This window comes from Allobosea sp. P4_H5 (genome assembly GCF_056400825.1).
This window is the reverse complement of record NZ_JBFUKM010000002.1, coordinates 407,325-431,626: the sequence shown is the minus strand read 5'-3', so window position 1 is coordinate 431,626 and position 24,302 is coordinate 407,325. Positions and strand designations below refer to the sequence as shown.

The 24,302-nt window shown below is 67.1% G+C and carries 26 protein-coding genes; 3 read left to right on the top strand and 23 right to left on the bottom strand.

The window, feature by feature from the left end; genetic code table 11:
- Positions 1 to 103 precede the first annotated feature (103 nt).
- Positions 104 to 700 (top strand): dioxygenase family protein, encoded by a 597-nt coding sequence (locus tag AC1DS0_RS06050; protein WP_476813467.1) that lies wholly within the window; start codon positions 104 to 106, stop codon positions 698 to 700.
- A gap of 3 nt (positions 701 to 703) precedes the next feature.
- Here AC1DS0_RS06050 and AC1DS0_RS06045 read toward each other — a convergent pair whose 3' ends face one another.
- The 14 genes from AC1DS0_RS06045 to tolQ all read right to left on the bottom strand — a co-directional run bounded on the left by AC1DS0_RS06045 (position 704) and on the right by tolQ (position 16,160).
- Positions 704 to 2,686 carry a hypothetical protein gene (locus AC1DS0_RS06045; RefSeq protein WP_476813466.1) on the bottom strand — a complete coding sequence of 661 codons (1,983 nt, stop codon included), beginning with the start codon at positions 2,684 to 2,686 and terminating at the stop codon, positions 704 to 706.
- A gap of 108 nt (positions 2,687 to 2,794) precedes the next feature.
- On the bottom strand, positions 2,795 to 3,205 hold the full coding sequence (locus AC1DS0_RS06040) for a low affinity iron permease family protein (protein WP_476813465.1): 411 nt from the start codon (positions 3,203 to 3,205) through the stop codon (positions 2,795 to 2,797).
- Positions 3,206 to 3,280: 75 nt separating this feature from the next.
- Entirely contained in the window at positions 3,281 to 4,393 is a 1,113-nt protein-coding gene (locus tag AC1DS0_RS06035; protein WP_476813464.1) for an S-(hydroxymethyl)glutathione dehydrogenase/class III alcohol dehydrogenase, read from the bottom strand.
- Positions 4,394 to 4,425: 32 nt separating this feature from the next.
- Positions 4,426 to 4,725: a metal/formaldehyde-sensitive transcriptional repressor gene (locus AC1DS0_RS06030; protein ID WP_476813463.1), complete on the bottom strand. Its 300-nt coding sequence runs from the start codon at positions 4,723 to 4,725 to the stop codon at positions 4,426 to 4,428.
- Positions 4,726 to 4,846: 121 nt separating this feature from the next.
- Complete coding sequence (locus AC1DS0_RS06025; protein ID WP_152012248.1) at positions 4,847 to 5,728, bottom strand: outer membrane protein; 882 nt, start codon at positions 5,726 to 5,728, stop codon at positions 4,847 to 4,849.
- A 331-nt stretch (positions 5,729 to 6,059) separates the two neighbouring features.
- Entirely contained in the window at positions 6,060 to 7,403 is a 1,344-nt protein-coding gene (gene glmM / locus AC1DS0_RS06020; RefSeq protein ID WP_476813462.1) for a phosphoglucosamine mutase, read from the bottom strand.
- A 199-nt stretch (positions 7,404 to 7,602) separates the two neighbouring features.
- Positions 7,603 to 9,528, bottom strand: a complete 1,926-nt coding sequence (ftsH, locus tag AC1DS0_RS06015) for an ATP-dependent zinc metalloprotease FtsH (RefSeq protein ID WP_152012246.1) — start codon at positions 9,526 to 9,528, stop codon at positions 7,603 to 7,605.
- Positions 9,529 to 9,639: 111 nt separating this feature from the next.
- Entirely contained in the window at positions 9,640 to 10,698 is a 1,059-nt protein-coding gene (gene tilS / locus AC1DS0_RS06010) for a tRNA lysidine(34) synthetase TilS (protein WP_476813461.1), read from the bottom strand.
- Positions 10,695 to 11,636: a tol-pal system protein YbgF gene (gene ybgF, locus AC1DS0_RS06005; RefSeq protein WP_476813556.1), complete on the bottom strand. Its 942-nt coding sequence runs from the start codon at positions 11,634 to 11,636 to the stop codon at positions 10,695 to 10,697. The genes tilS and ybgF overlap by 4 nt, the downstream gene beginning before the upstream one ends.
- A gap of 129 nt (positions 11,637 to 11,765) precedes the next feature.
- On the bottom strand, positions 11,766 to 12,266 hold the full coding sequence (gene pal, locus AC1DS0_RS06000; protein WP_152012244.1) for a peptidoglycan-associated lipoprotein Pal: 501 nt from the start codon (positions 12,264 to 12,266) through the stop codon (positions 11,766 to 11,768).
- A 193-nt stretch (positions 12,267 to 12,459) separates the two neighbouring features.
- The gene (tolB, locus tag AC1DS0_RS05995; protein ID WP_476813460.1) at positions 12,460 to 13,812 is read right to left on the bottom strand and encodes a Tol-Pal system beta propeller repeat protein TolB; all 1,353 of its coding nucleotides are present in this window, start codon (positions 13,810 to 13,812) and stop codon (positions 12,460 to 12,462) included.
- A 5-nt stretch (positions 13,813 to 13,817) separates the two neighbouring features.
- Complete coding sequence (tolA, locus tag AC1DS0_RS05990) at positions 13,818 to 14,939, bottom strand: cell envelope integrity protein TolA (RefSeq protein ID WP_476813459.1); 1,122 nt, start codon at positions 14,937 to 14,939, stop codon at positions 13,818 to 13,820.
- A gap of 46 nt (positions 14,940 to 14,985) precedes the next feature.
- The gene (tolR, locus tag AC1DS0_RS05985; RefSeq protein WP_476813458.1) at positions 14,986 to 15,435 is read right to left on the bottom strand and encodes a protein TolR; all 450 of its coding nucleotides are present in this window, start codon (positions 15,433 to 15,435) and stop codon (positions 14,986 to 14,988) included.
- An 11-nt stretch (positions 15,436 to 15,446) separates the two neighbouring features.
- Positions 15,447 to 16,160, bottom strand: a complete 714-nt coding sequence (gene tolQ, locus AC1DS0_RS05980) for a protein TolQ (protein WP_091839015.1) — start codon at positions 16,158 to 16,160, stop codon at positions 15,447 to 15,449.
- Between the two features lie 340 nt (positions 16,161 to 16,500).
- Between tolQ and AC1DS0_RS05975 the strand changes: the two genes are divergently transcribed.
- Positions 16,501 to 17,214 (top strand): hypothetical protein, encoded by a 714-nt coding sequence (locus AC1DS0_RS05975; RefSeq protein ID WP_476813457.1) that lies wholly within the window; start codon positions 16,501 to 16,503, stop codon positions 17,212 to 17,214.
- Between the two features lie 17 nt (positions 17,215 to 17,231).
- On the opposite strand, the gene AC1DS0_RS05970 is transcribed toward AC1DS0_RS05975, so the two are convergent.
- The 7 genes from AC1DS0_RS05970 to ruvA form a co-directional block, all read right to left on the bottom strand.
- On the bottom strand, positions 17,232 to 17,684 hold the full coding sequence (locus AC1DS0_RS05970; RefSeq protein WP_476813456.1) for a DUF2852 domain-containing protein: 453 nt from the start codon (positions 17,682 to 17,684) through the stop codon (positions 17,232 to 17,234).
- 216 nt (positions 17,685 to 17,900) lie between these two features.
- Positions 17,901 to 18,548 carry a TetR/AcrR family transcriptional regulator gene (locus tag AC1DS0_RS05965; RefSeq protein ID WP_476813455.1) on the bottom strand — a complete coding sequence of 216 codons (648 nt, stop codon included), beginning with the start codon at positions 18,546 to 18,548 and terminating at the stop codon, positions 17,901 to 17,903.
- Between the two features lie 57 nt (positions 18,549 to 18,605).
- Complete coding sequence (ybgC, locus tag AC1DS0_RS05960; protein WP_152012236.1) at positions 18,606 to 19,013, bottom strand: tol-pal system-associated acyl-CoA thioesterase; 408 nt, start codon at positions 19,011 to 19,013, stop codon at positions 18,606 to 18,608.
- A gap of 80 nt (positions 19,014 to 19,093) precedes the next feature.
- Positions 19,094 to 19,597, bottom strand: coding sequence for a DUF3828 domain-containing protein (locus AC1DS0_RS05955; RefSeq protein WP_476813454.1), 504 nt, complete (start codon positions 19,595 to 19,597; stop codon positions 19,094 to 19,096).
- Between the two features lie 95 nt (positions 19,598 to 19,692).
- Positions 19,693 to 20,715: a Holliday junction branch migration DNA helicase RuvB gene (gene ruvB / locus AC1DS0_RS05950; protein WP_152012487.1), complete on the bottom strand. Its 1,023-nt coding sequence runs from the start codon at positions 20,713 to 20,715 to the stop codon at positions 19,693 to 19,695.
- Between the two features lie 23 nt (positions 20,716 to 20,738).
- On the bottom strand, positions 20,739 to 21,227 hold the full coding sequence (locus tag AC1DS0_RS05945; protein ID WP_476813453.1) for a GNAT family N-acetyltransferase: 489 nt from the start codon (positions 21,225 to 21,227) through the stop codon (positions 20,739 to 20,741).
- Positions 21,224 to 21,841, bottom strand: coding sequence for a Holliday junction branch migration protein RuvA (ruvA, locus tag AC1DS0_RS05940; RefSeq protein WP_476813452.1), 618 nt, complete (start codon positions 21,839 to 21,841; stop codon positions 21,224 to 21,226). Before ruvA ends, AC1DS0_RS05945 begins: the two co-directional genes overlap by 4 nt.
- A gap of 91 nt (positions 21,842 to 21,932) precedes the next feature.
- Between ruvA and AC1DS0_RS05935 the strand changes: the two genes are divergently transcribed.
- Positions 21,933 to 23,144: an NAD(P)/FAD-dependent oxidoreductase gene (locus AC1DS0_RS05935; protein ID WP_476813451.1), complete on the top strand. Its 1,212-nt coding sequence runs from the start codon at positions 21,933 to 21,935 to the stop codon at positions 23,142 to 23,144.
- On the opposite strand, the gene ruvC is transcribed toward AC1DS0_RS05935, so the two are convergent.
- Together ruvC and AC1DS0_RS05925 are read right to left on the bottom strand one after the other, a co-directional pair.
- Positions 23,126 to 23,644 (bottom strand): crossover junction endodeoxyribonuclease RuvC, encoded by a 519-nt coding sequence (gene ruvC / locus AC1DS0_RS05930; protein WP_476813450.1) that lies wholly within the window; start codon positions 23,642 to 23,644, stop codon positions 23,126 to 23,128. The genes AC1DS0_RS05935 and ruvC overlap by 19 nt on opposite strands.
- 104 nt (positions 23,645 to 23,748) lie before the next feature.
- The gene (locus AC1DS0_RS05925; RefSeq protein ID WP_476813449.1) at positions 23,749 to 24,231 is read right to left on the bottom strand and encodes a hypothetical protein; all 483 of its coding nucleotides are present in this window, start codon (positions 24,229 to 24,231) and stop codon (positions 23,749 to 23,751) included.
- Positions 24,232 to 24,302 lie beyond the last annotated feature (71 nt).

The window sequence follows — 24,302 nt, the reverse complement described above, 5'->3', positions numbered from 1 at the left end:
GCTCCCTTCACCATCACAGTTCGGCGAGGCATCGCCTCTGCCCGAAATCGGACATCAGCCGCGTGGCAAGAATGGTGACGCCGCAAGGTGCAAGGGAGACGCCATGTCAGAAACCCCAAGTCGCCGCGACCTGCTCACGCGCCTCTCGGCTGCGGGCTTCGCAAGCCTCACCCTCCCGGCCGACGCGTTCGCGCAGGGCACCGAGCTGCCGGCGACGCCGGCCTGCGAGGGACATGCGGCCGCGACGCCGCGCCAGACCGAAGGCCCCTATTTCACGCCCTCGTCGCCGCAGCGCGCCGATCTGCGCAGCGACGGCGACGGCACGCTGCTGGTGCTGAGCGGCTTCGTGCTGACCCGGCAATGCCGGCCACTACCCGGCGCCCTGCTCGATTTCTGGCATGCCGATACGTCCGGGCAGTACGACAATCGCGGCTTCCGCTTCCGCGGCCATCTCTTCGCCGACCAGCAGGGTCGCTATCAGCTCGTCACCCGCACGCCCGGGCTCTACACCGGCCGCACCCGCCATCTGCATGTGAAGGTGCGTGCGGGCGGGCAGAGCACCGTACTCACCACCCAGCTCTATTTCCCGGACGAGCCCGGCAACCGCCGCGACGGCCTGTTCGACCAGAAACTGCTGATGACTCTCCGCCCGGCCGAAGGCGGCCAGCTCGGGCGCTTCGACTTCGTGCTGGCGGGGTAACCGCTACAGTCGCGCCTGCGGATCGGGATGGCCGTCGATCCGCATCTGGAACAGGAAATAGGTCGGCGAGCAGAAGCCGTAATCCTTCACCGTCGTGTTCGCGCCCGGCACATCGTCGGGGATCGCCTGGCACATATAGTCCTCGCGGCAGAAGCTGGTGGCGCTGCAGGTGCCGCGATTGCCGCGCGTCACCGCCTTCGACAGGCAGTCGTCGAAACGGTTGGTCGCGACGCAATCGTCGAAGGCCTTGCCGCCGGCGAGCCCGCAGATCTCATCCGGCACCTTGCCATTGGCGAAGCCGGAAAACGTGCGGTCGGCCGGCGTGCACTGGCGATAGGCCATCCCGGCGGGAACCCCGATCTTGGCCGGCCGACAGTTGAAGGCGGTCTGCGAGAAGCCCGTGGCGAAGGCGCCGAACTGCCCGGTCTTGCGATAGCGGTCGAGATAGGGCCTGCCGACAGCGGTGGTGATCACGCCGGTCAGGCAGGGCTGGCCGGAAAAGTTGCGGGCCTCGTCCAGCCTGACGCATTGGCCGAACTCGATCCCGACCGCCTTGCTCTCGACCAGGGGCTTGCAGACCGAGCCCGCAGCGCACCCCCAGCCCTCGCCGAAGGCTTTCGCACTCTCGCCCGTCAGACAGGGCATGGTCAGCGCCGCCTGCCGATAGGCGAAGCTCCGGCCCACCTGCCAGGTCGCCGGCGGCGCGAAGGAAGGCGGACGGTAGCGCTCCGGCTCGGCGCCATCGGCGATTGCAGCGACATAGGCCGCGCGGCGGAAGCCCTCGGCATAGAAGTGCGGGGATATGCCGGTCTTGATCCGGTTCAGCGCCGAGGTCGAACCGTCGTCGAGCCCGAACATATGGAAGCCGGCGGTGGCGCCAGCCTGATGGCAGCCCATGCAGGAGCCATTGTCGAGCCGCTCCAGCAGCGCCTTCTCGTTGCGCACCAGCCGAGCCGCGCCGAAATCGAGCCCCGTCAGTGCGCGCGCTGGCACGGCTTCGGTGAAAGGGTGGTTGGCCAATCGGGCGCTGCCGAAGGTCGAATAGGAGATCGCCTTGGTCGCCAGGAAGCGCTCGGGCAGCTGGTAGACGCCCCGGTCGATCACCGGGAGATTGGTCCTGACATAGTCGATCAGCTCCTGCCGGAGCGCGGCATCGCTCTTCAGCCTCGCGACGTCAGGCGTGTTCTCGAGCGGCTTGGGCTTGAGCGTCAGGCCGCCTTCGCCTGTGGAGGCCGCAAAGATGCGCTGCAGATAGGCCGCCTGCCCACCGAACTCGGTCTCCATCCCGGACGGGAAGCGCACGATCTGGGCGTTGAGCTCGACCTGCTTGAGGTCGATCCGCTGCTTCGAAAGCGGCCCGCTGGCGAGTTGCCGCGCCAGCGCCGCCGGATCGCCACCTGGCGCGATCGACCAGGCTTGCGCGGCATCACGGCAGGAGCCGCCCTCTCCCGCCTTGACGCTGAAGACGGCGTTGAGCGTGAACGGCAGGCGCGAGGCCAGCCGCCGCTTCAGCTTCGCATCGTCGAAGGCATAGGCGAGCCGGTAGATCAGACGCACCTCGCCGCAACCGGTTTCGCCCAGCAGCGTGGCGAAGTCCTGCCGGTCAAGCCGGTTGACCACGGCGGCCAGCTGGAAGCGGGCGATCGGCGACCGCAGCCAGCGCAGGTCGATGACCCGGCCGACATTGCCGTCGGTGACCTCATAGAGCCGGCGGCCATTGGCCAGCATCTCGGCCCGCAGTGCGCTGACGTCCTCGCCGACATGGCTGGCGATGGTGCGGAAGGCAGCGCTGTCGCGCGCAAGTGCAGCGGTGCTGTCGGCCCTGGCGGCTCCGAGGACATCGGCCAGCGCATAGCCTGCCGCTTCAAGGCGCCGCAGCGTCGCGACATCCTGGACATCGAGGAGCGGCTCGGCTGCACCGACCGCGATGCTCGCGAGCGAGAGCAGCATCGCCAGACCAAGCCTGCACCAACCCGCTCCTCGCATGGCCTCGCTCCTAGCCGATTCGCACCGCAACCTGCGCTTCACGACGAAGGATAACGCGGCGCCTGCCAGCGTCCAGTTGGGTAAGCTTGCGGCCGCTCGTCGACCGTATCAGCCGGAGCGGTTTTCGCGAGCGGCGCGCGCCTTGCGCGCCATCTCCTCGAATTCGGCCCGCATCTCCTCGAGCTTGTCCTCGTCGAGCTCCTCGAGGTCGAGCAGCTCCTCGCGCGCGCCCTCGAGCTTGTTGATCAGCTCGTCGAGCTTGATCTGCATCGCCGCCGTGTCGCGGTTCTGGCTGTTCTGGATGATGAACACCATCAGGAAGGTGACGATCGTCGTCGAGGTGTTGATCACCAATTGCCAGGTGTCGTTAAAGCCGAAGAACGGACCCGACGCAGCCCAGACGACGATGATGGCGAGCGCGACGAAGAAGGTCTGCGGCTTGCCGGCCCAATGCGCCGTCGCCTGCGACAAGCGGGTGAAGACGGAGCGGCTGTTCCCTGCTGCGATATTGGTTGCCATGGTTGCCCTCCGGATGCGCCTGCACCGATCAACCCCGATCGCGTGCAGGCGTTCCCGAAGGACGAGGTCGCTACCTCAGTAGACGACGACGGAGCGGATCGACTTGCCCTCGTGCATCAGGTCGAAGCCATGGTTGATCTCGTCGAGCGAGAGCTTGTGGGTGATCAGGTCGTCGATGTTGATCTTCCCCTCCATGTACCAGTCGACGATCTTCGGCACGTCGGTGCGCCCCCTCGCCCCACCGAAGGCGGTGCCCTTCCAGACGCGGCCGGTGACCAGCTGGAACGGCCGGGTGGCGATCTCCTTGCCGGCCTCGGCGACGCCGATGATGATCGACTCGCCCCAGCCGCGATGGCAGCATTCCAGTGCCTGGCGCATCACATTGGTGTTGCCGGTCGCGTCGAAGGAGAAGTCGGCGCCGCCGCCGGTCAGGTCGACGATCGCCTGCACCACCTTGTCGTTGCCGATCTCGGCCGGGTTGATGAAGTCGGTCATGCCGAACTTCTCGGCCATGGCGCGCTTGCCCGGATTGATGTCGACGCCGATGATCTTGTCGGCGCCGACCATGCGGGCACCCTGGATGACGTTGAGGCCGATGCCGCCGAGGCCGAAGACGACGACGTTCGCGCCGGGCCAGACCTTGGCGGTGTAGATCACCGCGCCGATGCCGGTCGTCACGCCGCAGCCGATATAGCAGATCTTGTCGAAGGGCGCGTCCTCGCGGACCTTGGCGAGCGCGATCTCGGGCAGAACGGTGAAGTTCGCGAAGGTCGAGCAGCCCATATAGTGGAAGACCTCGCCGCCATCGCAGGAGAAGCGCGAGGTACCGTCCGGCATCAGGCCCTGCCCCTGGGTGGCGCGGATCGAGGTGCAGAGATTGGTCCGGCGCGACAGGCAGGACTTACAGCTGCGGCATTCCGGCGTGTAGAGCGGGATGACATGGTCGCCGGGCCTCAGCGTGGTCACACCCGCCCCCACCTCGCGCACGATGCCGGCGCCCTCATGGCCGAGGATCGCCGGGAACTTGCCCTCGGAATCCAGGCCCGACAGCGTATAGGCGTCGGTATGGCAGATGCCGGTCGCCATCACCTCGACCAGCACCTCGCCGGCCTTCGGCCCGCCGATCTCGATGGTCTCGATCGTCAGAGGCTTGCCGGCCTCCCAGGCCACGGCGGCACGTGTCTTCATCTCAGCATCCTCCTTCAGAGCGTTGCGCGCGCCTATTTCAGATAGGTTCGCAGCATCCGTATGATTCCGTCGAGCTCGGTTTCGGGTTCGAAACCGGCCTCTTCCTCGCCGTGGCGCCCGTTTCCCAGCGCAAGACCGAAGGTCTCGCGCAAATGGCTTTCCAGCACCTCTGCCATCAGCCCGTTGGCGGCACCGCGCAAGGCCGCGATCTGCTGCAGCAGAGCGCTGCAATCCACACCCGACTCGACCGCGCGCTCCAGCGCCTCCGCCTGGCCCTTGATGCGGCGCAGGCGCGAGACGGCGCGCTTCTTGTCGTCTGGGCTATGCGGCATGGCGCTTCATGCCATACGGCTAGGATACTCCATGGGAGTATGTCAACCGGCAGTACAGCGCCAAAAGAAAAACCGCGCGAGCGTGGCTCGCGCGGCCTCTTTTTCCGAATGGTCGGACTGGTCAGTACTTGCGGACGACCGGGGCCGGCGCGTAGGCGACCGGGCGCTCGACCGGGCCGCAGCAATCGGGCTCGCCGAAGTTCCAACGCATGCCGATCTTGATGTCGTGGCTGTCGATGTCCTTGATCTTGAGCGGCCCCTGCACCTGCCCGCCATAGGCGTTGACGAGGCGGCCCGACTGGGCGTCGCCGAGGTTGAGGTAGCGATAGCCGACTTCGAGGGTCAGGTTCTTGTTGACCTCGTAGCCGACACCGGCCATGAGCGCCCAGGCGACGCCGCTCTTGGTGCCCGCATTGGCGGTGCCGAGCGTGCTGTAGCCGGGACCCCAGCCGCCAGGGTTCAACGTGCTCATGACGCCCTGGTCGGTGACGCCGTGGATACGGTTGCTCGCATAGCCGATACCAGCGCCGATATAGGGCGTCAGGCAGTTCCAGGTGCCGAGATCGACATAGGCGTTGAATAGGGCGACCATCGAGCTGATGCTGCCCTTGTAGGTGTTGTGCAGGACGGTCCCGCCGCCCAGGTCGACCTGGTCGGTCGCGCCGAAGCTGCCGCCGCCGCGATACTCGAAGGTGCCGTCGACGCGGAACCAGTTGTTGAAGCGATAGCCGATGCCGACACCGCCGAAGAAGGAGGTCGAGCGATCTTCCTTGGCAGGCCATGTCCCGTTCGCCTGGCGAACGTCTTCCTGCTCGTACTTGCCGAAATTGGTGACGCCGACACCGATATCGCCGCGCAGATAGATGCCCGACGAGATCGTGCCGCGCAGTTCGGGCGGCGGCGGAGGAGCGGGCTGCGCCATCGGAAAGTCTGCGGCACTGGCGATGGCGGATGCGCTCACGGCCATGGCGCCTGCAAGCGCAAGGGTCTTCAGGCTGCGCATGGCAGGCCCCTTCGAGTTTGCATGCAGCTGGACTCAAGTGCACGCGAGTTACCGATGGGGAAACCTTGCCATGGATTTCTTAAACGACACTTAACCTTAAAAACTAAGCCTATCGATCCGTAAACGGCAGCATTGGCCCCGAGAGGTCAGTTTCCGCGAAGGCTTTCGTGGGGCCGAACCGAGCGACCTCTCCAGGAAAGTGCTGCGTCATTCCGGCCGGGGTGAAACGGAGGGCTGAAACCATCGTAGCGCTCGGGCCCTCCGATTGATTCCGGTACCTCGAGCCTTCGGCACTCGCCCGGGATGACGACGCAGGAGCCGCGGGATACGCTCAGGCGGCCGCCTTCGTCACCGCCTCGACCACCTCGTCGACCGCTCGCAGGACGAGATCGCGGTCGTCGCCCTCGGCCATGACACGGATCACCGGCTCGGTGCCGGAGGGACGGATTACCAGCCGCCCGCTCTCGCCGAGCAGTTGCTCGGCCGCCTTGATCGCGTTGACGACCGGCTTCTCCTCCAGCGGACGGCCCTGCTTGTAGCGGACATTCTTGAGGATCTGCGGCAGCGGCTCGAAGCAATGGCAGACTTCGGAGACCGGTTTCTCCTGGCGCTTGACCACGGCGAGCAACTGCAGCGCCGCGACCAGCCCGTCGCCGGTGGTGCCGTAGTCGGAGAGGATGATGTGGCCGGACTGCTCGCCGCCGAGATTGAAGCCGTTGGCCCGCATGTGCTCCAGCACATAGCGATCGCCCACCGCGGTACGCGCCATCGACAGGCCGAGGCCCGCCAGATAGCGCTCCAGGCCGAGATTGGACATCACAGTAGAAACGATCCCGGGCGCCGAGAGCCGGCCGTCCTCCTGCCAGCTCCGCGCGATCACGCCCATCAGCTGGTCGCCATCGACGATCTGGCCCTGCTCGTCGACGATCAGCACCCGGTCCGCGTCGCCGTCGAGCGCGATGCCAAGGTCGGCACGCAGCTCGCGCACCTTCTGGCTGAGCGCCGCCGGCTTGGTCGAGCCGACATCCTTGTTGATGTTGAAGCCATCGGGCTCGTCGCCGATGGTGATGACTTCGGCACCGAGCTCCCAGAGCGCCTCGGGCGCAACCTTGTAGGCAGCGCCATTGGCGCAATCGAGCACGATGCGCAGGCCGTCCAGGCCAAGATTGCGCGGCAGGGTGCGCTTGGCGAACTCGATATAGCGGGCATGGGCACTCTCGACACGCTTGGCCCGGCCAAGCATCGCCGAAGACGACAGCTGCTTGCCAAGATCGGAGTCGATCAATTGGGTGATCTCCGCCTCAACCTCGTCGTTGAGCTTGTAGCCGTCCGGCCCGAACAGTTTGATGCCGTTGTCCTCATAGGGGTTGTGCGAGGCCGAGATCATCACGCCGAGATCCGCCCGCATCGAGCGGGTCAGCATCGCCACCGCCGGCGTCGGCATCGGGCCCAGCAGCAGCACATCCATCCCGACGGACGTGAAGCCGGCGACCAGCGCGTTCTCGATCATGTAGCCCGAGAGCCGCGTATCCTTGCCGATCACCACGCGATGGCGGTGCTCACCGCGACGGAAGGCGATGCCTGTGGCCTGCCCGACCCGCAGCGCCAGATCAGGCGTGATCACGCCGTTGGCGCGTCCGCGAATGCCATCGGTGCCGAAGTATTTGCGTGTCATGAGGTCAGTCCTCGGAGCCTTGCCCGGCTCGTTGTTTTGCAGCTCATACAGGCTCTTTGCCTGCTCAGCTTCTCACAAATTGTGTCGGACCGTATCCGCCAGGCACCGGCTATCCCCAGCTCGCATGGCTGGCGAAGACCTGCATGACAAAGGGCGGCCCGAAGGCCGCCCTTTGATCGTTCAAGGTCTGGCCGCGCCGTCAGGCCAGCGGCTGCGGCTCCAGCCCGGCATCGGGCTCGTCGCGCTTGCGGCCCTTGCCGGCGCTCGGCACGGCCGAGCCACGTGGCGCGTGCGGCGTGTCGGCGTCGTCGCGCGAGGGGCGCTTGCCCGCGATCAGGTCGCGGATCTCGTCGCCGGTCAGCGTCTCGAACTCGAGCAGCGCCTCGGCCACCGCGACAAACTGCTCGTGGTGTTCGGTCAGGATCGCCGTGGCGTCGAGATAGCCCTGATGGACCAGCTTGCGCACCTCGGAATCGATCTTCTGCGCGGTTGCCTCCGACAGGCTCTGCGTACGGCCCATCGACATGCCCAAGAAGACCTCTTCCTGATTGTCGCCATAGGCGACCATGCCGAGTTCCTTGGAATAGCCCATCTGGGTGACCATGGCCTTGGCCATCTTGGTCGCCTGCTGGATGTCGCCCGTCGCGCCGGAGGTCACATTCTCCATGCCGAAAGTCATCTCTTCAGCCACGCGTCCGCCCATGGCGACCGCGAGCTGCGAAGTGAACTCCTTGAACTTCATCGAGTAGCGGTCGCCCTCGGGCAGGAACTTGACCATACCGAGCGCACGGCCACGCGGGATGATCGTCGCCTTGTGCACGGGGATACCGGCCGGGACATAGAGGCCGACGATGGCATGACCGGCCTCGTGATAGGCGGTCAGCTTCTTCTCCTCTTCGGACATCGCCATGGATTTGCGCTCGGCGCCCATCATGACCTTGTCCTTGGCGTCCTCGAACTCGGCATGGGTGACCATGCGCTTGCCACGGCGGGCAGCGAGCAGGGCGCCCTCGTTAACGAGGTTCATCAGGTCGGCGCCGGAGAAGCCGGGCGTGCCGCGGGCCAGCACCTTGAGATCGACGTCCGGAGCGAGCGGGACCTTGCGCACATGCACGCGCAGGATCTTCTCGCGGCCCGCGACATCCGGGTTCGGCACGACGATCTGGCGATCGAAGCGGCCGGGACGCAGCAGCGCCGGGTCGAGCACGTCGGGACGGTTGGTCGCGGCGATGATGATCACGCCCTCGTTCGGCTCGAAGCCGTCCATCTCGACCAGCAGCTGGTTCAGCGTCTGCTCGCGCTCGTCATTGCCGCCACCGAGGCCGGCGCCACGATGGCGGCCGACCGCGTCGATCTCGTCGATGAAGATGATGCAGGGCGCGTTCTTCTTGGCCTGCTCGAACATATCGCGCACGCGGCTGGCGCCGACGCCGACGAACATCTCCACGAAGTCGGAGCCCGAGATGGTGAAGAACGGCACATTCGCCTCGCCGGCGACGGCGCGCGCGGTCAAGGTCTTGCCGGTGCCGGGAGGGCCGACCAGCAGCACGCCGCGCGGAATCCGGCCGCCCAGGCGCTGGAACTTCTGCGGATCCCGCAGGAACTCGACGATCTCCTGCAGGTCTTCCTTGGCTTCGTCGATGCCGGCGACGTCCTCGAAGGTGACGCGGCCATGGGCCTCGGTGAGGAGCTTCGCCTTGGACTTGCCGAAGCCCATCGCCCGGCCGGCGCCGTTCTGCATCTGGCGGGACATGAAGATCCACAGGCCGATGAAGATCACGAAGGGCAGCGAATTGACCAGCAGCGCCATGAACCAGGGCGTGCCCTCGGACGGGGCGCGGGCCGAGACCTGCACGCCCTTCTGCGCCAGCGTCCGAACGAGCTGCGGGTCGTTGTACGGCGCATAGGCGACGAAGTTGCGGCCGTCCGTGAACGTGCCAGTGATCTCGGGCCCGGCCACCACGACATTGGCGATACGGCCGGCCTCGGACTCGTTGATCAGCTGGCTGAAGGGGATTTCATTGGTGCTGGCACGCTGGCTCGGGCTCTGGAACAAGGTGACCAGCGCCAGGACCAGCAGGAAGATCACCACCCAGAGGGCGAAATTGCGGAAGTTCGGATTCATTACGGTTCCGATCCGCTCGCCGGCGGGATTGCCGCGCGAGCCTGTGGTTTTCGCTGCTTAATCTAGGGCCGCCATGCCCCCTTGCCAAGGGAAGGCTGACCCTTCTTAGGGTTATACCGTCGCAGGGTGAACGCCCCGGCGCCTCTCGCCTTCGCGCATCAGCGTCAAAACGCCATCGCCGGCCAGCGACAGACGAAAGCCGCCGAGCGTGCGCCGCAGCGCCCTGCCCTCGCGCGCCGCGGCGATCAGCACCTTCGCGCAATCCTCGAGCCGCGCCAGACGCAGCGGCACATCGGCTTGCGCTTCGCCGTCCTGCGCCGCGGCGAGCGCGAGCCCCAGGCTCCGGATCACGATCTCCTCGGGCTCCCCGCAGAGCCGCGCGAAATCGAACCAGCGCTTGCCGTTCTCATCCCCGGCCGGCACGCTCGCCAGGGCACGCGCCGCCAATCTGTCGAGCGCCTCGTCGGCCCGCGCCAGCCGATGCGCAAGCTGGCCGAGGCGCAGGGCGGTCAGTCCTTCACGGCCCAAGGTCGGCAATAGTCCGCGCCAGCGGATGCGGGCGAAACGCGGATCGTCATTGGACGGATCGCGGATGAAGGCGAGCCCTCGCGCCTCGCAGGTCGCAACCAGCCGGGATTTCGCGATCCCGAGCAGCGGCCTCGCCAGCACGATCCCGTTCACCGCGCTGCGCGGCGCCATCCCGGCCAGGCCGGCGAGACCGGAGCCCGCCGCCATGCGCATCAGCAGGGTCTCGGCCTGGTCGTCGGCGGTGTGCGCGGTGACGATCGCGGTGGCGCCTGGCACCCTCGCCTCCTCCGCCAGCAGCGCATAGCGCGCCGCGCGCGCCTTCTCCTGCACTCCGGCCTGCGGCTTCGGGCCCTGCCAGCGCCGCGTACGATGCTCGACGCCAAGCTTCGCACACAGCTCGCCGACCATCATCGCCTCCTGCGCCGCCTCCGGGCGCAGGGCGTGATCGATGGTGACCGCCAGGAGCCGCGGACGGCCTCGCCCGCTCCATTCGGCCAAGAGGGCGAGGAGAGCAATGGAATCCGGCCCGCCGGACACTGCAACGATGAGCGCGTCCTCGTTGGCGAGCGGGCGGAACAGGGCACCGGCTTCAGCCGCCGTCAGCGGCTCGGATTCGGCAGGACCTGCAGGCGCCGCGGTCAAGCGCAGCGGGCGCGCTGCCGCTCGCGCTCGACACCCTGGCGCACCGCGTTCGAGGCGGCGGGATAATCGACGCCGACCTTGGCGAAGGTGGCGCAGGCCTGGTCACGCGCACCGAGGCCATTCAGGGACATGCCGAGCTTGAGCAGGCTGTCGGCGCCCTTGCCGGCCTTCGGAAAATCGCGCGAGATCTTCAGGAACTGCTCGGCTGCCTCGCGATAGCGCCGACGCTGGTAATAGCTCTCGCCGAGCCAAAAGGTAGCGTCGGCCGCCAGACGATCGCGCGGATAGCTCTGCAGGAACTCGCGGAAGCTCATCTCGGCGCGCTCGTACTCCTTGCGCAGCACATGGGCGTAGGCGACGTCGTAGAGCTCACGCGGGCTGGCCGCCTGTCCCGTCGCGGCGACGCTGGTGCCCTGCGCAGCCGCTGGCGGCAGCGCTCCTCCCGGGGCCGGGCGCCCGACGCTGGAGAGGTCCATCGGACCCTGCCCCTGGTCGCTGGCGAACTCCTCGTCAATGATCTGGCCGAGCTGGCGCGGCCCACCGGCGGCTCCCGGCTGGGCAGCGGGATCGAAGGCGTCGCCGCGGCGCTCGCGGCCGGGCGCCGGCTGGGGGGCTGCCGGACGGGGCGCCTGCGGCGCGGGCGCTGCTGCTGCGCCGCCACGCTGCCCGCCCCGCTCGGAGAAGCGGAAGTCGACATCTTCCTGCATCTTGCGCAGCTGCTCGGTCAGGCGCCGGTTCTCGAACTGGAGTTGCTCGATCTGGCCGGAGAGCTGGCGCAGCTGGTTCTCGAGCCGGCTCGTACGGACCACGAGATCGGCCGCATCCTGCGCGGCGGCAGGCTGCGTCAAGCCGATCGCCAGCAGCGAAAAACCTGCAAGCAGGGCATGCCGCAGCGAGAGCCGCTTCAGGCTCGGAATCGAAATCGTCGCAAAGATCATGTCAGGCAAACCGCATCGCCCCGGGGACTGTTCTTATCACACGCGAATACCGCGGCCAAAATATGGAAAAGCCGGCGCTTTCCTTGCGGTAAGCGCCGGCCACGTCAAGCGTTTATCAAGCTGTCCGGTTCAGACGCCGCCGGCGCCGTCGAGCACCGTCACGGCGCGGCGGTTCTGCGACCAGCAGGAGATGTCGTTGCAGACGGCGACCGGCCGCTCCTTACCGTAGGAGATGGTGCGGATGCGGTTGCTCGGGATGCCGCGCGAGGCGAGATAGTCCCGGACCGTCTGGGCGCGGCGGGCGCCGAGCGAATAGTTGTACTCGCGGGTGCCGCGCTCGTCGGCATGGCCTTCGATGGTGAAGGTGTAGCGCGGATAGCGCTGCAGCCAGCCCGACTGCTTGTCGAGGGTCGCGACCGCGGTCGGCGTCAGATCGGTCGAGTCGGTCTCGAAGAAGACGCGGTCGCCGACATTGACGACGAAGTCCTGGGCGCTGCCCGGGGTGGCGGCGCCGCCGGCACCGAAGCCGTCGGCGTTCTGGTCCTTGGCGCAGGCGCCGAGGGCGAGCGCACCCATCAGGGCGGCGGCGATGCGCACGGTGCGGGCGCTGGCGGCAAAGGAGGCGAGCATGTCAATTCTCTCCGAATTTCGGACGCGGAGCGCGCCGGGCGGCGTCACGCGGTCCACCATCAATGAAGTGTCAACCTAAACGAGACCTTGCCAGAACAAGGCGAAGTGGCGGCATTGCGGCTTATGGTTAACCAAATATGGCCGGAAACCAACGGTTCGATGATGTTGCATTCCTGCATCAGCGCGGCACGCGCTAGCGCGCCGCGGTCAGCAGTGGCGACCAGGTCGGATCGGAAGCAAAGGACGGCGTCGGCACCGGCACCTCGACCCGGCCGGTGATGTCGACCATGTAGAGCTTGCCGCCGGACTGCCCGCCGGGATCCCGGAAGAACATGATGTACTGGCCGTTCGGGGCCCAGTTCGGCGCCTCGTTGTGGAAGCTCTCGGTCAGGATACGCTCGCCCGAGCCGTCGGGCTTCATCACGCCAATCCCGAAGGTGCCGCCGCCCTGGCGGGTAAAGGCGATGAGGTCGCCGCGGGGCGACCAGGATGGCTGCGAATAGGAGCCTTGGCCGAAGGAGATGCGCTTGCCCTCGCCGCCACCGGCGCCCATCACATAGAGCTGCTGCGAGCCGCCGCGGTCGCTCTCGAAGACGATCTGCGATCCATCGGGCGCATAGGACGGCGAGGTGTCGATCGCTGCCGTCGAGGTCAGCCGCTGCGTGGTGCGCGAGCCGATGTCGATCGCATAGAGATTGGCGTTGCCGCCCTGCTGCAGGCTGAGCGCGATGCGCGCGCCGTTCGGCGAGAAGCGCGGGCTCGTGGTCATGTCGGGGAAGTTGCCGACGACCTGGCGCTGGCCCGTCTCGATGTTGAGGACATGGACGCGCGGCTGCTCGCCGGTGCGCTGTGCCATGTAAGTGACCTCCTGGGCCACCGGCGAGTAGCGCGGCGTCACCACCGAGGTCGCGCCATCGGTCAGGTAGCGCACATTGGCGCCGTCCTGGTCCATGATGGCGAGGCGCTTGCGCCGGGCCTCCTTCGAGCCGGATTCATCGACGAAGACGACGCGGGTATCGAAGAAGCCGCCAACGCCGGTGATCTTGGTGAAGATCGCATCGGAGATGATGTGGCCGACCCGGCGGGAATTGTTCGGGTCGGTGAAATATTGCTGGCCGTCGATCTGCTGGCCGGCGACCACGTCCCAGAGCCGGAACTCGGCACGCAGCCGACCGCCGTCGCGCGAGACCCGGCCGATCACCAGCGCCTGCACGCCGGCCGCTTTCCAGGCCTCAAATTGCGGCGCCGCATCGAAGGGCGGGTTCTTCTCGGGATGCCGCGCCTTCTCGATCGGCACGAAATAGCCGCAGCGCTTCAGGTTGTTGGCGATAATGCCGGAGACCAGCCCGCCGCCCTCCCCGGCGAAATCGGCGACCGCGATCGGCATCGGCTGGAAGGTGCCCTTGCGCAGGTCGATCACCAGCTCGGCAAGCGCGGGCGTGGGGAGCAAAGCCGGCAATGCCAGGCCCGTGCCGGCCAGCGCGAGCGCATGGCGGCGGGTCGGCCCGAGAGCCGAGCGCTTGGTGGAATGATCAATGCGGTCCATGGCGGTCACAGCACGTCCCTGGCGTCGAAATTCACGATGACGTCGCGCCAATCGTCGTAATAGGCGGCAAATTGCGCGGGAATGCGCAACGGTGAGCAGCGGCGCGTCGCCGTCAGAGCCGAATCCGCCGCGACCCGGAAGAGCGGGTCCGACGAGGTGTTGGTCACGCTCGCCTGGCCGATCAGCGAGCCGTCGGTGTTGAGCTTCATGCGCACCTGCGGCACCACCGGCTTCGAGGCGCTCTGCAGCGCGATCGGCACGTTCCAGCACTTCTGCAGCTGTTCCTGGATGATGCCCATCAGCTGGGTTCGCAGCGACGGCGACAGCTTCTGCGACGAGCCGGTCTGGGTGCCGAGCGAAGCGGTACGGTTGATCTGCGGCGCGCTCGATCCCGAGGACTGCGCCTGCTCCTTCGATTGCAGCAGCTTGGCGATGTCGTTCGGGTTGAAATTCTTGGCGATCTCGGCCTCGCGCTTCGCCTTGGCTTCCGCCTCGCGCTTCGCCTTGGCCTCGGCGGCGATCTTGGCCTTCTGCTCGGCTTCAGCCTTCGCCTTGGCTTCCGCCACGGCCTTCTCCTGGGCGGCCTTGGCCGCTTCGGCACGGGCTTGCGCCTCCGCTTCGGCCTTCGCCTTGGCGGCGGCCTTGGCCTCCTGCTCGGCCTGCTTGGCCTTGCGCTCGAGCTCCGCCTCCTCGGCGAGCTTGGCCTGTTCCTCGCGGCGCTGCTCCGCTTCCTGGGCGGCCGCCTGCTCGGACTTCTGCGGCGGCTGCTTCACCGGCTCGGCCGGCGGTGTCGGCTTCGGGGTCGGACGGGCAGGCGGCAGCGGCGCAGCGGCATTGTCGTCGGCGACCTTGAGCTCGGGCGGCCGCGAGGGCGGCGCCGGCGTATCCTGCTTGGCCTCGCCCGCTTCCTTGCGCTCGACGATCTCGGACTGGCGCTCGGCCCGCTGCTGCGGCTTCTCCTGCACCTTCTCGGCCTGGCGCTCGCCGCGCGTGACCTGATTCAGCGCAGAGGGGTCGATCACCTCGACGGCGATCGCCTCCTGATGCTCGGGCAGCGGCGCCGTGCCGGCAAAGGCCAGCAGCCCCGCGACCAGGACGGTCGCGTGGCCCAGGGCGGAAACCGCCAAGCCCGGCTCTGAGCGCGAGAGCATCAACGCGACAGCACCTTCTCGTTCAACGCGAATGCGATTCGGTGACCAGCGCCACGCGCCTGAAGCCGGCGCTGGTGATCGTCGCCATCACCGAGGCGACGCGGCCATAGTCGACCTGCTTGTGGCCGCGCACATAGATCCGGTCCTCGAAACCCTGCTTGGCAAGGCCTTGCAGCTTCTGCACCAGGTCGGGCTCGAGCGTCGGCTGGTCCTGCAGGAAGATCTGGCCCTTCTCGTCGATGGCGATGGTGATCGGCTTCTGATCGACATTGATCGGCTTGGCGCCGGTCTGCGGCAGGTCGATCGGCACGCCGGTCGCGATCAGCGGCGCGGCGACCATGAAGATGATCAGCAGCACCAGCATGACGTCGATGAACGGCGTCATGTTGATCTCGGCGATGGCTCCGTGACGGCGCGGACGACGCCCACGGCGTCCCCCGGCCTTCCCGCCGGCTGCGGCTGACATGCCCATTGTCTAAGCCCTCACGCCGCCAGACGTTCGTCGATCTGCCGCGACAGGATCGCGGAGAATTCGTCGGCGAAGGCCTCGAGCCGGTTCTGCGCCTTGGCGACCTCGGCCTGCAGCTTGTTGTAGGCCATCAGCGCGGGAATCGCGGCGAACAGGCCGATCGCGGTGGCGAACAGCGCTTCGGCGATGCCGGGAGCGACGACGGCGAGGGAGGAATTCTTCGAGACCGCGATCGCGGTGAACGAGGTCATGATGCCCCACACCGTGCCGAACAGGCCGATGAAGGGCGCCGAAGAGGCGATGGTCGAGAGCACGAGCAGCTTCGATTCGAGCCGCTCAGCCTCGCGCTGGATGGTGACGTCGAGCACCTTGTCGATGCGGGCTGACAGGCTCGCGACCGAGCGCCCGCCATTCTCGAACGAGCGCTTCCATTCGCGCATCGCTGCGACGAAGACGGCGGCCATGTCGTTGACCGGGCGGTTGGAGAGGTCGCGATAGAGCTCTTCGAGCGAGCGGCCCGACCAGAACACCTCCTCGAACGCATCCATGTCCTGGCGCGTGCGGCGATAGAGCAAGGTCTTGTCGATGATGATCGACCAGCACCAGATCGACGCGGCCAGCAGACCCATCATCACCAGCTTGACGACGATGTGGGCGTGCCAGAACAGCGTCCAGAACGACATGTCGACCTGTGGCGCGGCCTGCGCGATCTCCACGGCGGGGTTCATCCTGTCTTCCTTCTCTCTCGAGCCCCTACCGACCAGGCCATTGCGGCCTGATCGAATCCGGCTCTGGCCGACGCGAAACCGGGTGCGGCCCCGCGCAGCCTGTTCTTCGCGCCGCGAAGCTCGCGCCGCCGCCCGTTTCTGCGCTCCGGGGGTATGCCGTTGACACCAATTACCGCTGAATTCGGCGAAAGATGGGCCAAACGGCGATGTTCCCGTGCGCCAAAGGCCTTGTGTCCCGTTAAGTCACCGTCAAGGTTAAGGGCCTGCATGGTTAACATCGCGTTATGACGGCCTTGCGGCCGTCGGCGGGCGACGCAGCGGCGACCGAGGGTTGGGGGCGATGCGGTTTGGCGAATGGCTGACGGGCCAGGCCCGGAACTATGTCTGGAATCGCACGACGCTCAGCGCCGTCCTGATCGCCTCGCCGGCGATCCTGTCCTCGATCGCGACCTTCGCCATATCGAACTCGCTCGACCGGCGCAGCGCCCGCTTCACCGAGGAGCGCGACGGCATCACCCGCGACCTCGGCGCGCTCGACGGCCAGGTGAAGAGCTTCGAGACCTTGCAGCTCGGGCGCGGCGCCCTGCTCCTGGTGCTGAACGGCTCGCAGGCCGACATGCAATACAAATATCTGCTCGACCGGCTGTTCCGCCTGAACGCCAAGCAGGCGGTGCGCCGCATGGCGGCGATCGTCCATCCGCAGGACTGGCAGAGCCGGATGGCGCCCTATGACGCCCTCGTCGATCAGGACTACAGCGACGCCGGGACGGTCCAGAGCATCCAGGCGATGGAGAACGCGATGGTGCTGGAGGCAAGCGAGCGACTGACCGCGCTCCAGCTGCGTCACAACATCATTGTGGGACGTGTCGCCAAGATCGAGAGCCTGAAAGCCCAGATCACCGCGATCCTGGCTTCGCTGACATCGGCTCTCACCATCGTGATCTTCTTTGTGACCACCAACAAGAAGAAGCCGGAGCCCCCGCCCGCGGAGGCCCCCGCCGAAGAACGGCAACGGCCCGCCTCCGTGAGGAAGCGGGCCGCCGACGGTCGATAGCTCCTAAAAAGGGGCGATCAGGCGCTTTCGACAGTATCCGTGCCGGTGCTGGGGCGGCGCGTATTCATGAACTCGTCGAACTCGGCCTTGTCCTTGGCCATCCGCAGCCGGCCGAGGAAGTCGTGGAACTCGCGCTGCTCGTCCTCGAGACGGCGCAGCGTCTCATCGCGGTACTCGTCGAAGGCACGGTTGCCGCTCGATGACGGGCCACGGCCCCAGCCACCACCAAAGCCGCTACGGCCCCACTGCTGGGCCCCGCCCATGCGCTCGCGCAGGCGCTCCATCTTGTCCTGCAGGCGATTCATCCGGTGCTCATAGCGAGCTGGTCCGCAACCATGTCCCATGCGTCCACTCCAGAAAAGAAAGACCAGGGTCGCCAGACCCAGCGGCCAGAAGATGATGAAGCCGAGCACCGCGAAGGCGATCCAGGCTCCCTTTCCATATTCGTCAAGCTTCGCGACGATCGGCATCGATCCCTCTCGAACTCGAAGGGCAGCGGCGGATGCCGCTGCCGGCCAACCTCCCGATCGGCTCCGTCTTGGAGAGAGGGACGGATTCACCGATCGGCTTATCCAAGCTGATCGGATCCGGCCCTCGCCGACCGTGTGAATGTAAATCACATTTACATATCTGGACGCAACTGCCAAGGCTTTCAAGACGGCCGCATCAAAATTTTCGGAAGGAGATCAGACCGGCTGGTCGGGGGGCAGGCCCAGGCCCTTGAGATAGATCAGCATTCCCGCTTCCAGCAGATCGGAGGCCGACATCGGCAGCGGCCTCCGGCCGGCATCGGCGCGGCCGAACAGAGCGGCGACGCCGTGCGACATCGCCCAGATATGCAGCGCCATCATCAGGGCCGGCGGGCGCTTTCCCTGAGGCAGCGCCGCAATCAGCGTCTCCGCCGCCTGGCGCAGTTGCTGGAAGGAGCGATCGGCGGCAGCGCGCAATTCGGGACTGGCATCGAGCGGCACCCCGGCTTCGAACATCGCCGAATAGAAGGCCGGCTGGTCGTGTGCGAAGGCGAGATAGGCCCGGCCGAGCCGGTGGAACGCCGTCTCCGGATCGGGCTTGCCACTGTCCCAGGCCTTGGCGAGCGCCGCCTCGAAGGCGGCGAAACCATGGACCGCGACGTCGGCCAGCAGTTCGTCACGGTCGCGATAGTGCCGGTAAGGCGCCGCCGGGCTGACGCCGGCCATGCGCGCGGCCTCGGCGAAGGTGAAGCCGTTGGGGCCCTTCTCGCCGATCAGGCCGAGGGCGGCGCGGACCAGCGCCTCCTTGAGATTGCCGTGGTGGTACCCCCGCGGCTGCTCGGGCTCGTTGCGTTTCCAGCTCATGTTACGGGCCCTAACATGGCGATCCGCCAGCGTCGATGCCAGCGGCGGCAGGAACGATCAGAGGATTTCGAGGCCGAGGCGGTGCCGCAGCACATCCGGGATGCGCCTGGCCTTGCCACCGCCGACGCAGGCGACCTTGACCTGCGCCGTGACCAGCACCTCCTCGCCGCGCAGGATGCGCTGGTCGAGTTCCATGGTCGCGCCGCGTGCCAAAGTCGGCTTGGTCTCGATGGTCAGGAGATCGTCCATCACCGCCGGCCTGACGAAATCGATCAGCATGCGCCTGACTGCGAAGCCGAGCGCCGCGTCGCCGTCGAAGAGCTCGCGCTGCTCGATGCCGAGGTCGCGGATCAGCTCGGTGCGACCCCGCTCCATAAAGCGCAGATAGGAGGCGTGGTAGACGACGCCGGAGAAATCGGTGTCCTCGTAATAGACACGGACTGAGATCGCATGAGCGTCGGCCATGGTCGTCCTTCTGCTAGTTGGCGCGGGGGTTCTAGACCGTCGCGCGCCGACGGGACAACCTCATGGCAGCCTCGCGCCGCTCAGCGCTTGCAGGGCTTGCCCATGAACGAGCCGCAATCATAGGGCTGCGCCAGCTCGCGGCGGACCGAGTTCTTGCCCGTTCCGATATCGTCGATGCGCCAGCCTCCGCCTTCCTCGACCATGCGGAACGGCACGGACATGGCCTTGCCGAAGCTGCGGAAGCTCGCCGTAACCAGGGCCTTGCCGCCGGCAGGAGCCTGCGTGACCGAGACCTTGAGGCTCTTCACCTCGCCGTCCTGCCCCTGGATGAACGGATCGGCACCGATATGGCCGATATCGCCGCTCTCGTCCTGATAGCGATCGTCGCGGGCGAACAGTGCCGCCAGGCTCTTGCTCATCAGCGCATCGCGATGAGGCGGCCGCCAGGGCGGCTCGCCGCCGCCGTCCAGGGTCTTCTGCGTGACCGCATAGGCCTTGCGCACGGTGGCGTCGGGCGTGGGCTCGGCGGCAAAGCCCGTCACGGAAACCAGCACCAGGCCGGTGGCCATCAGCGCAGATCGCATATCGTCTCTCCCGGCACCGCCTGATCGAACTCGATTACAACACGACATTACGAGCGCCCCATCATTCAAATGCGGGACAACGCTATCGAGCGGCCTCAGTCCTCGTCCCCGTCCCCGAAGAGGCCGAACTGCGCACCCTCCCGGTTCGGCTCGGGCATGCCGAGATGCCGGAAGGCGTGCGGCGTCAGCAGGCGCCCACGCGGCGTGCGCTGGATGAAGCCCTGCTGCAGCAGGAAGGGCTCGATGATCTCCTCGATCGCATCGCGCGGCTCGGAGAGCGAGGCGGCGATGGTCTCAATCCCGACCGGGCCGCCGCCGAAGTTGATCGCGACGGTGGTGAGATAGCGCCGGTCCATCTGGTCGAGGCCGATCGCATCGACATCGAGCAGGCCGAGCGCCTTGTCGGCGACCTTGCGAGTGACAATCGCATCGCCGTCGACGATGGCGAAATCGCGCACGCGCCGCAGCAGCCGGCCAGCAATACGTGGTGTGCCGCGCGCACGACGGGCGATCTCGTTCGCCCCGTCATCGGACATCGGGACGCCAAGCACCCGCGCGCCGCGCGCGACGATGCCTTGCAATTCCTCGACCGTGTAGAACTGCAGCCGGATCGGGATACCGAAGCGATCGCGCAGCGGCGTCGTCAAAAGGCCGGCGCGGGTGGTGGCGCCGACCAGCGTGAACTTCGGCAGGTCGATCTTGACCGAGCGCGCCGCCGGCCCCTCGCCGATGATCAGGTCGAGCTGGTAGTCCTCCATCGCCGGGTAGAGGATCTCCTCCACCGCCGGGTTGAGGCGGTGGATCTCGTCGATGAAGAGCACGTCGCGCTCTTCGAGATTGGTCAGCTGCGCCGCAAGGTCTCCGGCCTTGGCGATCACCGGCCCCGAGGTCGAGCGGAAACTGACGCCGAGCTCGCGGGCCACGATCTGCGCCAGCGTCGTCTTGCCGAGGCCGGGCGGACCGACGAACAGGACATGGTCAAGCGCATCGCCGCGCGTGCGAGCAGCGTTGATGAAGACCTGCAGGTTCGCCCGCGCCGCCGCCTGCCCGGTGAAGTCGGCGAGCGATAGCGGCCGCAGCGAGGCCTCGCTGTCGTCGTCGCGCTTGTCCGCCGTCATCAGGCCGGGACGCTTCGGCTCGCTCACAACTCGATCTCCAGCTCCAGCGCGTCATGCACCGGAATGTCCTGGTAGCCGGTCTTGATGATCGTCGGAACCATTGCGCGATAGGCGTCGATCGCCTCGATATAGAGGCCCGAGAAGCGGAAGCCATGCTTCTGGTAGAAGATCAGGGCCGGCATGTTGTCATTGGTCAGCATCGCCCTGAGCTTGCGCGCGCCGGCCGCCTTGGCCGCTGCCTTCACCGCCTCCAGCATGCGCGAGGCCGCACCCTCCCCTTCCTTGAGCGAGTGCAGCGCACACAGCACCGCGATATCGCCGTCACGGGCCCAGCTCGCCACCGCCAGCAGGTCGCCCTCGGCTGTGAACATGCCGATCAGGGGCAGTTCGGCGCAATCATAGAGCTTCGAGCCGATCATCATACGATGCGAGCCCCAATGCCGCATCATCAGCGCGAGGAAGGTCGACTTGTCGGCGATCTCGCGGAAGATCACCGTCGGTCCCTTGCTCATTTCGCCAACTCCTTGAGACCGAGCCGGATCAGCTGCGCCGTGCCGGCGCCCTCCCCTGCCTCACGCGAGGCGGCCGCGACCGCCGCAACGGCCTGCGCCTGAGGGTAGCCGAGATTGGTGAGGGCCGAGACGGCATCCGCCACCGGCTGCGGCAGCCGCTTGTCCTCGAGCGCGCCGGAGAGCTGCGCCAGCGCCGGGTCGACATGGCCGAAGGCCGGCGCCTTGTCCTTGAGCTCAGCGCAGATGCGCTGGGCGAGCTTGGGGCCGACGCCGGGCGCGCGCGCCACCGCAGCCTTGTCGTTGGTTGCGATCGCGGTTGCGAGCGCACCGGGCTCGAGCGTCGAGAGGATGGCGAGCGCGACCTTGGCGCCGACGCCCTGCACCATCTGCATCAGCCGGAACCAGTCGCGCTCGTTATCCGACATGAAGCCGTAGAGCCGGATCGCGTCCTCGCGGACATGGGTCTCGATCGAGAGGGCCGCCGCCTCGCCGATCTTGGGCAAGCGCTGCAGCGTGCGCGAGGAGCACTGCACGACATAGCCGACGCCCTGCACGTCGACGATGACATGGTCCTCGCCATACGAATCGATGATGCCCTTGAGCTTTCCGATCATGCCTCCTGTTAGCACGGCGGCAGCCGGCCGCCAGACCGGATCAATCAGGGCGGCCGCGCGTTCTCCACCGCGACATGGAGGGCTCTGGAACGTGCTGACGAAAGCAAGGGATTTGCGGACCGGCCGCTCCGTCTGGCAGGGAAAGCGGCCGCCGCGCTTTCCCAAGCAGGGCATCACCGAGGATACCGAGAGCGACGTCGTGATCATCGGCGCCGGCATCTCCGGCGCGATGCAGGCCGACATGCTGAGCGAAGCGGGCTTCAGCGTCCTGGTCGTCGACCGCCGCGGCCCCGTGCGTGGCTCGACGCCTGCGAGCACCGCCCTGCTGCAATTCGAGGTCGACCAGCCCCTGATCAAATTGATGCGCCAGATCGGCCATGAAGCGGCCATCCGCGCCTGGCGCCGCTCGCGCCTCGCCGTCGACGGGCTCGGGGCGCGGATCAGGGCGCTGTCGATCGCGCCCGTCATCCGTCGCGACTCGCTCTACCTGGCCGGCGACGTGCTGGATGCCGAAGGGCTCGGTCGCGAGCATGAGGCGCGCCGCCGCGCCGGGCTGGAAACGGCCCTGCTCGATGCCGCCGCGCTGAAGGAGGACTTCGGGATCGATCGCGATGCGGCCTTGCTGGGCTACGACAACCTGGAAGCCGATCCGGTCGTGCTCGCCACCGGGTTCCTCCGCGCCGCGGTCGCCCGCGGTGCCCGCCTCGCCTGGCCTGTCGAGATCGTTGATCTCGACGCCAGCCCGCGCTCGGTCAGCCTGCGCACCAAGGACGGCCACCGCATCCGCTGCCGCCACCTCGTCTTCTGCACCGGCTACGAACTGCCGTTCGGCGAGATGCCGAAAGGGCACGGCGTGCTCTCGACCTGGGCGCTCGCCACCGCGCCGCAGAAAGGCAGCCTCTGGCCGCGATGCTGCTTCATCTGGGAGGCGTCCGACCCCTATCTCTATCTTCGCACGACCCGGGACGGCCGCATCATCTGCGGCGGCGAGGACGAGGATTTCGTCGACGAAGACCGGCGCGATGCACTGCTCGGACAGAAAGTCGCGGCCCTGCAGCGCAAGCTCGGCAAGCTCCTGCCTGAGGTATCGACCGAGGCGGATTACAGCTGGACCGGCACATTCGGCGCCTCGACCACCGGGCTGCCGACCATCGGTCAGATGCCGGGTCTCAAGAACTGCTGGACGGTGATGGGCTTCGGCGGCAACGGCATCACCTATAGCCGCGTCGGCGCCGAGATCGTCCGCGCCGGCCTCACGGGCAAGGGCGACCCCGACGCCGAGCTCTACGCCTTCCGCAGCTGATACTGCGCCAGCAGCGCCCGGGCGCCACGGTGCTGGGCATGGCAGATGGCGACGGCAAGAGCGTCCGCCGCGTCTGCGCTGCGCGTCTCGGCCCTGGGCAGCAGCACGCGGATCATCGCCTGTACCTGCTTCTTGTCGGCATGGCCGACACCGACCACGGTCTTCTTCACCAGATTGGCGGCGTATTCCGCCACATCGAGCCCGGCCAGCGCCGGCACGACCAGCGCGATGCCGCGCGCCTGACCCAGCTTCAAGGCCGATTGCGGATCGCGGTTGACGAAGGTCTCCTCGACCGCGACCTCCTGCGGCTGATGCCGCGCGATCACTTCGGCAATGCCTTCGTGCAATTGCTTGAGACGATCGGCCAGCGGCTGCTTCTCGTCGCTCTCGACCACGCCGCAGGCGACGAAGGAGAGCTTCGTCCCCTCGCTGATGATGAGGCCCCAGCCGGTCTTCCTGAGACCGGGATCAAGACCGAGAATGCGAATCGGATCGGACATCCGCGAACGCTATGCCCGATCGGGCCTCGGTGCACCCAGCTGGTTGATGCGAGACAGGGCTGAAGCCCGGCCCCCCTTTTTGCGGTACGGATCGAAATTGGCGCTCAGGCGCCCTTCAGCCGGGTGTTGCACTGGCTGTAATAGCCGCCGCCCTTCTGGATCCATTTCAGGTCGCCATTGCCGCCATTGGCCTTGTTGGCATTGTACTGGTCGTTGCAGGTCTTGAAGCGCTGCTTGCCAGCCGAGAGGGTCGAGTATTTCGGATCGACCTTGCTCGGGAACATGGCATTGCCGGCCGCGGCGGGCGCAGCGGCCGCAGGTTTGGCCGGGGCGCTGGCAACCAGCTTGGCAGGGGCGGTCGTGGCAGCGGGGGCAGCCGGGGCAGCGGCATCGCCGCATTGCGCCTTGCGGAAATCATTCCAGGACTGGCCGCCGAGCGTGTTGCCGGTCTTGGCGGCATTATACTTGGTGCTGCACTCCTTCATCGTCAGCGCGAGCGCCGGCGACGATGTCTGCAACATGAAACCGCCGCTGAGCGCAAGAAGGCCGGCGGCAAGCGCGAATCTGGTGCGTGTCATGAGCGTCATCCCCTATGGGGCCGGGTGGGCGCTGCGTCGGCCTGGCGGGACATTCCGGGAGGTCACGCGGCGAGAGGACG

What these genes read in the sequence shown, in the direction of transcription:
- ybgF (WP_476813556.1), bottom strand. Translation starts at nt 11,636, where the DNA reads ATGATCTTTGCGACGATTTCGATTCCGAGCCTGAAGCGGCTCTCGCTG.
- ruvA (WP_476813452.1), bottom strand. Translation starts at nt 21,841, where the DNA reads ATGATCGGAAAGCTCAAGGGCATCATCGATTCGTATGGCGAGGACCAT.
- glmM (WP_476813462.1), bottom strand. Translation starts at nt 7,403, where the DNA reads ATGACACGCAAATACTTCGGCACCGATGGCATTCGCGGACGCGCCAAC.
- AC1DS0_RS06045 (WP_476813466.1), bottom strand. Translation starts at nt 2,686, where the DNA reads ATGCGAGGAGCGGGTTGGTGCAGGCTTGGTCTGGCGATGCTGCTCTCG.
- ruvB (WP_152012487.1), bottom strand. Translation starts at nt 20,715, where the DNA reads ATGACGGCGGACAAGCGCGACGACGACAGCGAGGCCTCGCTGCGGCCG.
- ruvC (WP_476813450.1), bottom strand. Translation starts at nt 23,644, where the DNA reads ATGTCCGATCCGATTCGCATTCTCGGTCTTGATCCCGGTCTCAGGAAG.
- ftsH (WP_152012246.1), bottom strand. Translation starts at nt 9,528, where the DNA reads ATGAATCCGAACTTCCGCAATTTCGCCCTCTGGGTGGTGATCTTCCTG.
- AC1DS0_RS05970 (WP_476813456.1), bottom strand. Translation starts at nt 17,684, where the DNA reads ATGCCGATCGTCGCGAAGCTTGACGAATATGGAAAGGGAGCCTGGATC.
- AC1DS0_RS06025 (WP_152012248.1), bottom strand. Translation starts at nt 5,728, where the DNA reads ATGCGCAGCCTGAAGACCCTTGCGCTTGCAGGCGCCATGGCCGTGAGC.
- AC1DS0_RS05965 (WP_476813455.1), bottom strand. Translation starts at nt 18,548, where the DNA reads ATGAGCTGGAAACGCAACGAGCCCGAGCAGCCGCGGGGGTACCACCAC.
- tolR (WP_476813458.1), bottom strand. Translation starts at nt 15,435, where the DNA reads ATGGGCATGTCAGCCGCAGCCGGCGGGAAGGCCGGGGGACGCCGTGGG.
- pal (WP_152012244.1), bottom strand. Translation starts at nt 12,266, where the DNA reads ATGCTCGCCTCCTTTGCCGCCAGCGCCCGCACCGTGCGCATCGCCGCC.
- AC1DS0_RS05925 (WP_476813449.1), bottom strand. Translation starts at nt 24,231, where the DNA reads ATGACGCTCATGACACGCACCAGATTCGCGCTTGCCGCCGGCCTTCTT.
- AC1DS0_RS05975 (WP_476813457.1), top strand. Translation starts at nt 16,501, where the DNA reads ATGCGGTTTGGCGAATGGCTGACGGGCCAGGCCCGGAACTATGTCTGG.
- AC1DS0_RS06035 (WP_476813464.1), bottom strand. Translation starts at nt 4,393, where the DNA reads ATGAAGACACGTGCCGCCGTGGCCTGGGAGGCCGGCAAGCCTCTGACG.
- ybgC (WP_152012236.1), bottom strand. Translation starts at nt 19,013, where the DNA reads ATGGCCGACGCTCATGCGATCTCAGTCCGTGTCTATTACGAGGACACC.
- AC1DS0_RS06030 (WP_476813463.1), bottom strand. Translation starts at nt 4,725, where the DNA reads ATGCCGCATAGCCCAGACGACAAGAAGCGCGCCGTCTCGCGCCTGCGC.
- tolB (WP_476813460.1), bottom strand. Translation starts at nt 13,812, where the DNA reads ATGGACCGCATTGATCATTCCACCAAGCGCTCGGCTCTCGGGCCGACC.
- AC1DS0_RS05955 (WP_476813454.1), bottom strand. Translation starts at nt 19,597, where the DNA reads ATGCGATCTGCGCTGATGGCCACCGGCCTGGTGCTGGTTTCCGTGACG.
- AC1DS0_RS06040 (WP_476813465.1), bottom strand. Translation starts at nt 3,205, where the DNA reads ATGGCAACCAATATCGCAGCAGGGAACAGCCGCTCCGTCTTCACCCGC.
- AC1DS0_RS05945 (WP_476813453.1), bottom strand. Translation starts at nt 21,227, where the DNA reads ATGAGCAAGGGACCGACGGTGATCTTCCGCGAGATCGCCGACAAGTCG.
- AC1DS0_RS06050 (WP_476813467.1), top strand. Translation starts at nt 104, where the DNA reads ATGTCAGAAACCCCAAGTCGCCGCGACCTGCTCACGCGCCTCTCGGCT.
- tolQ (WP_091839015.1), bottom strand. Translation starts at nt 16,160, where the DNA reads ATGAACCCCGCCGTGGAGATCGCGCAGGCCGCGCCACAGGTCGACATG.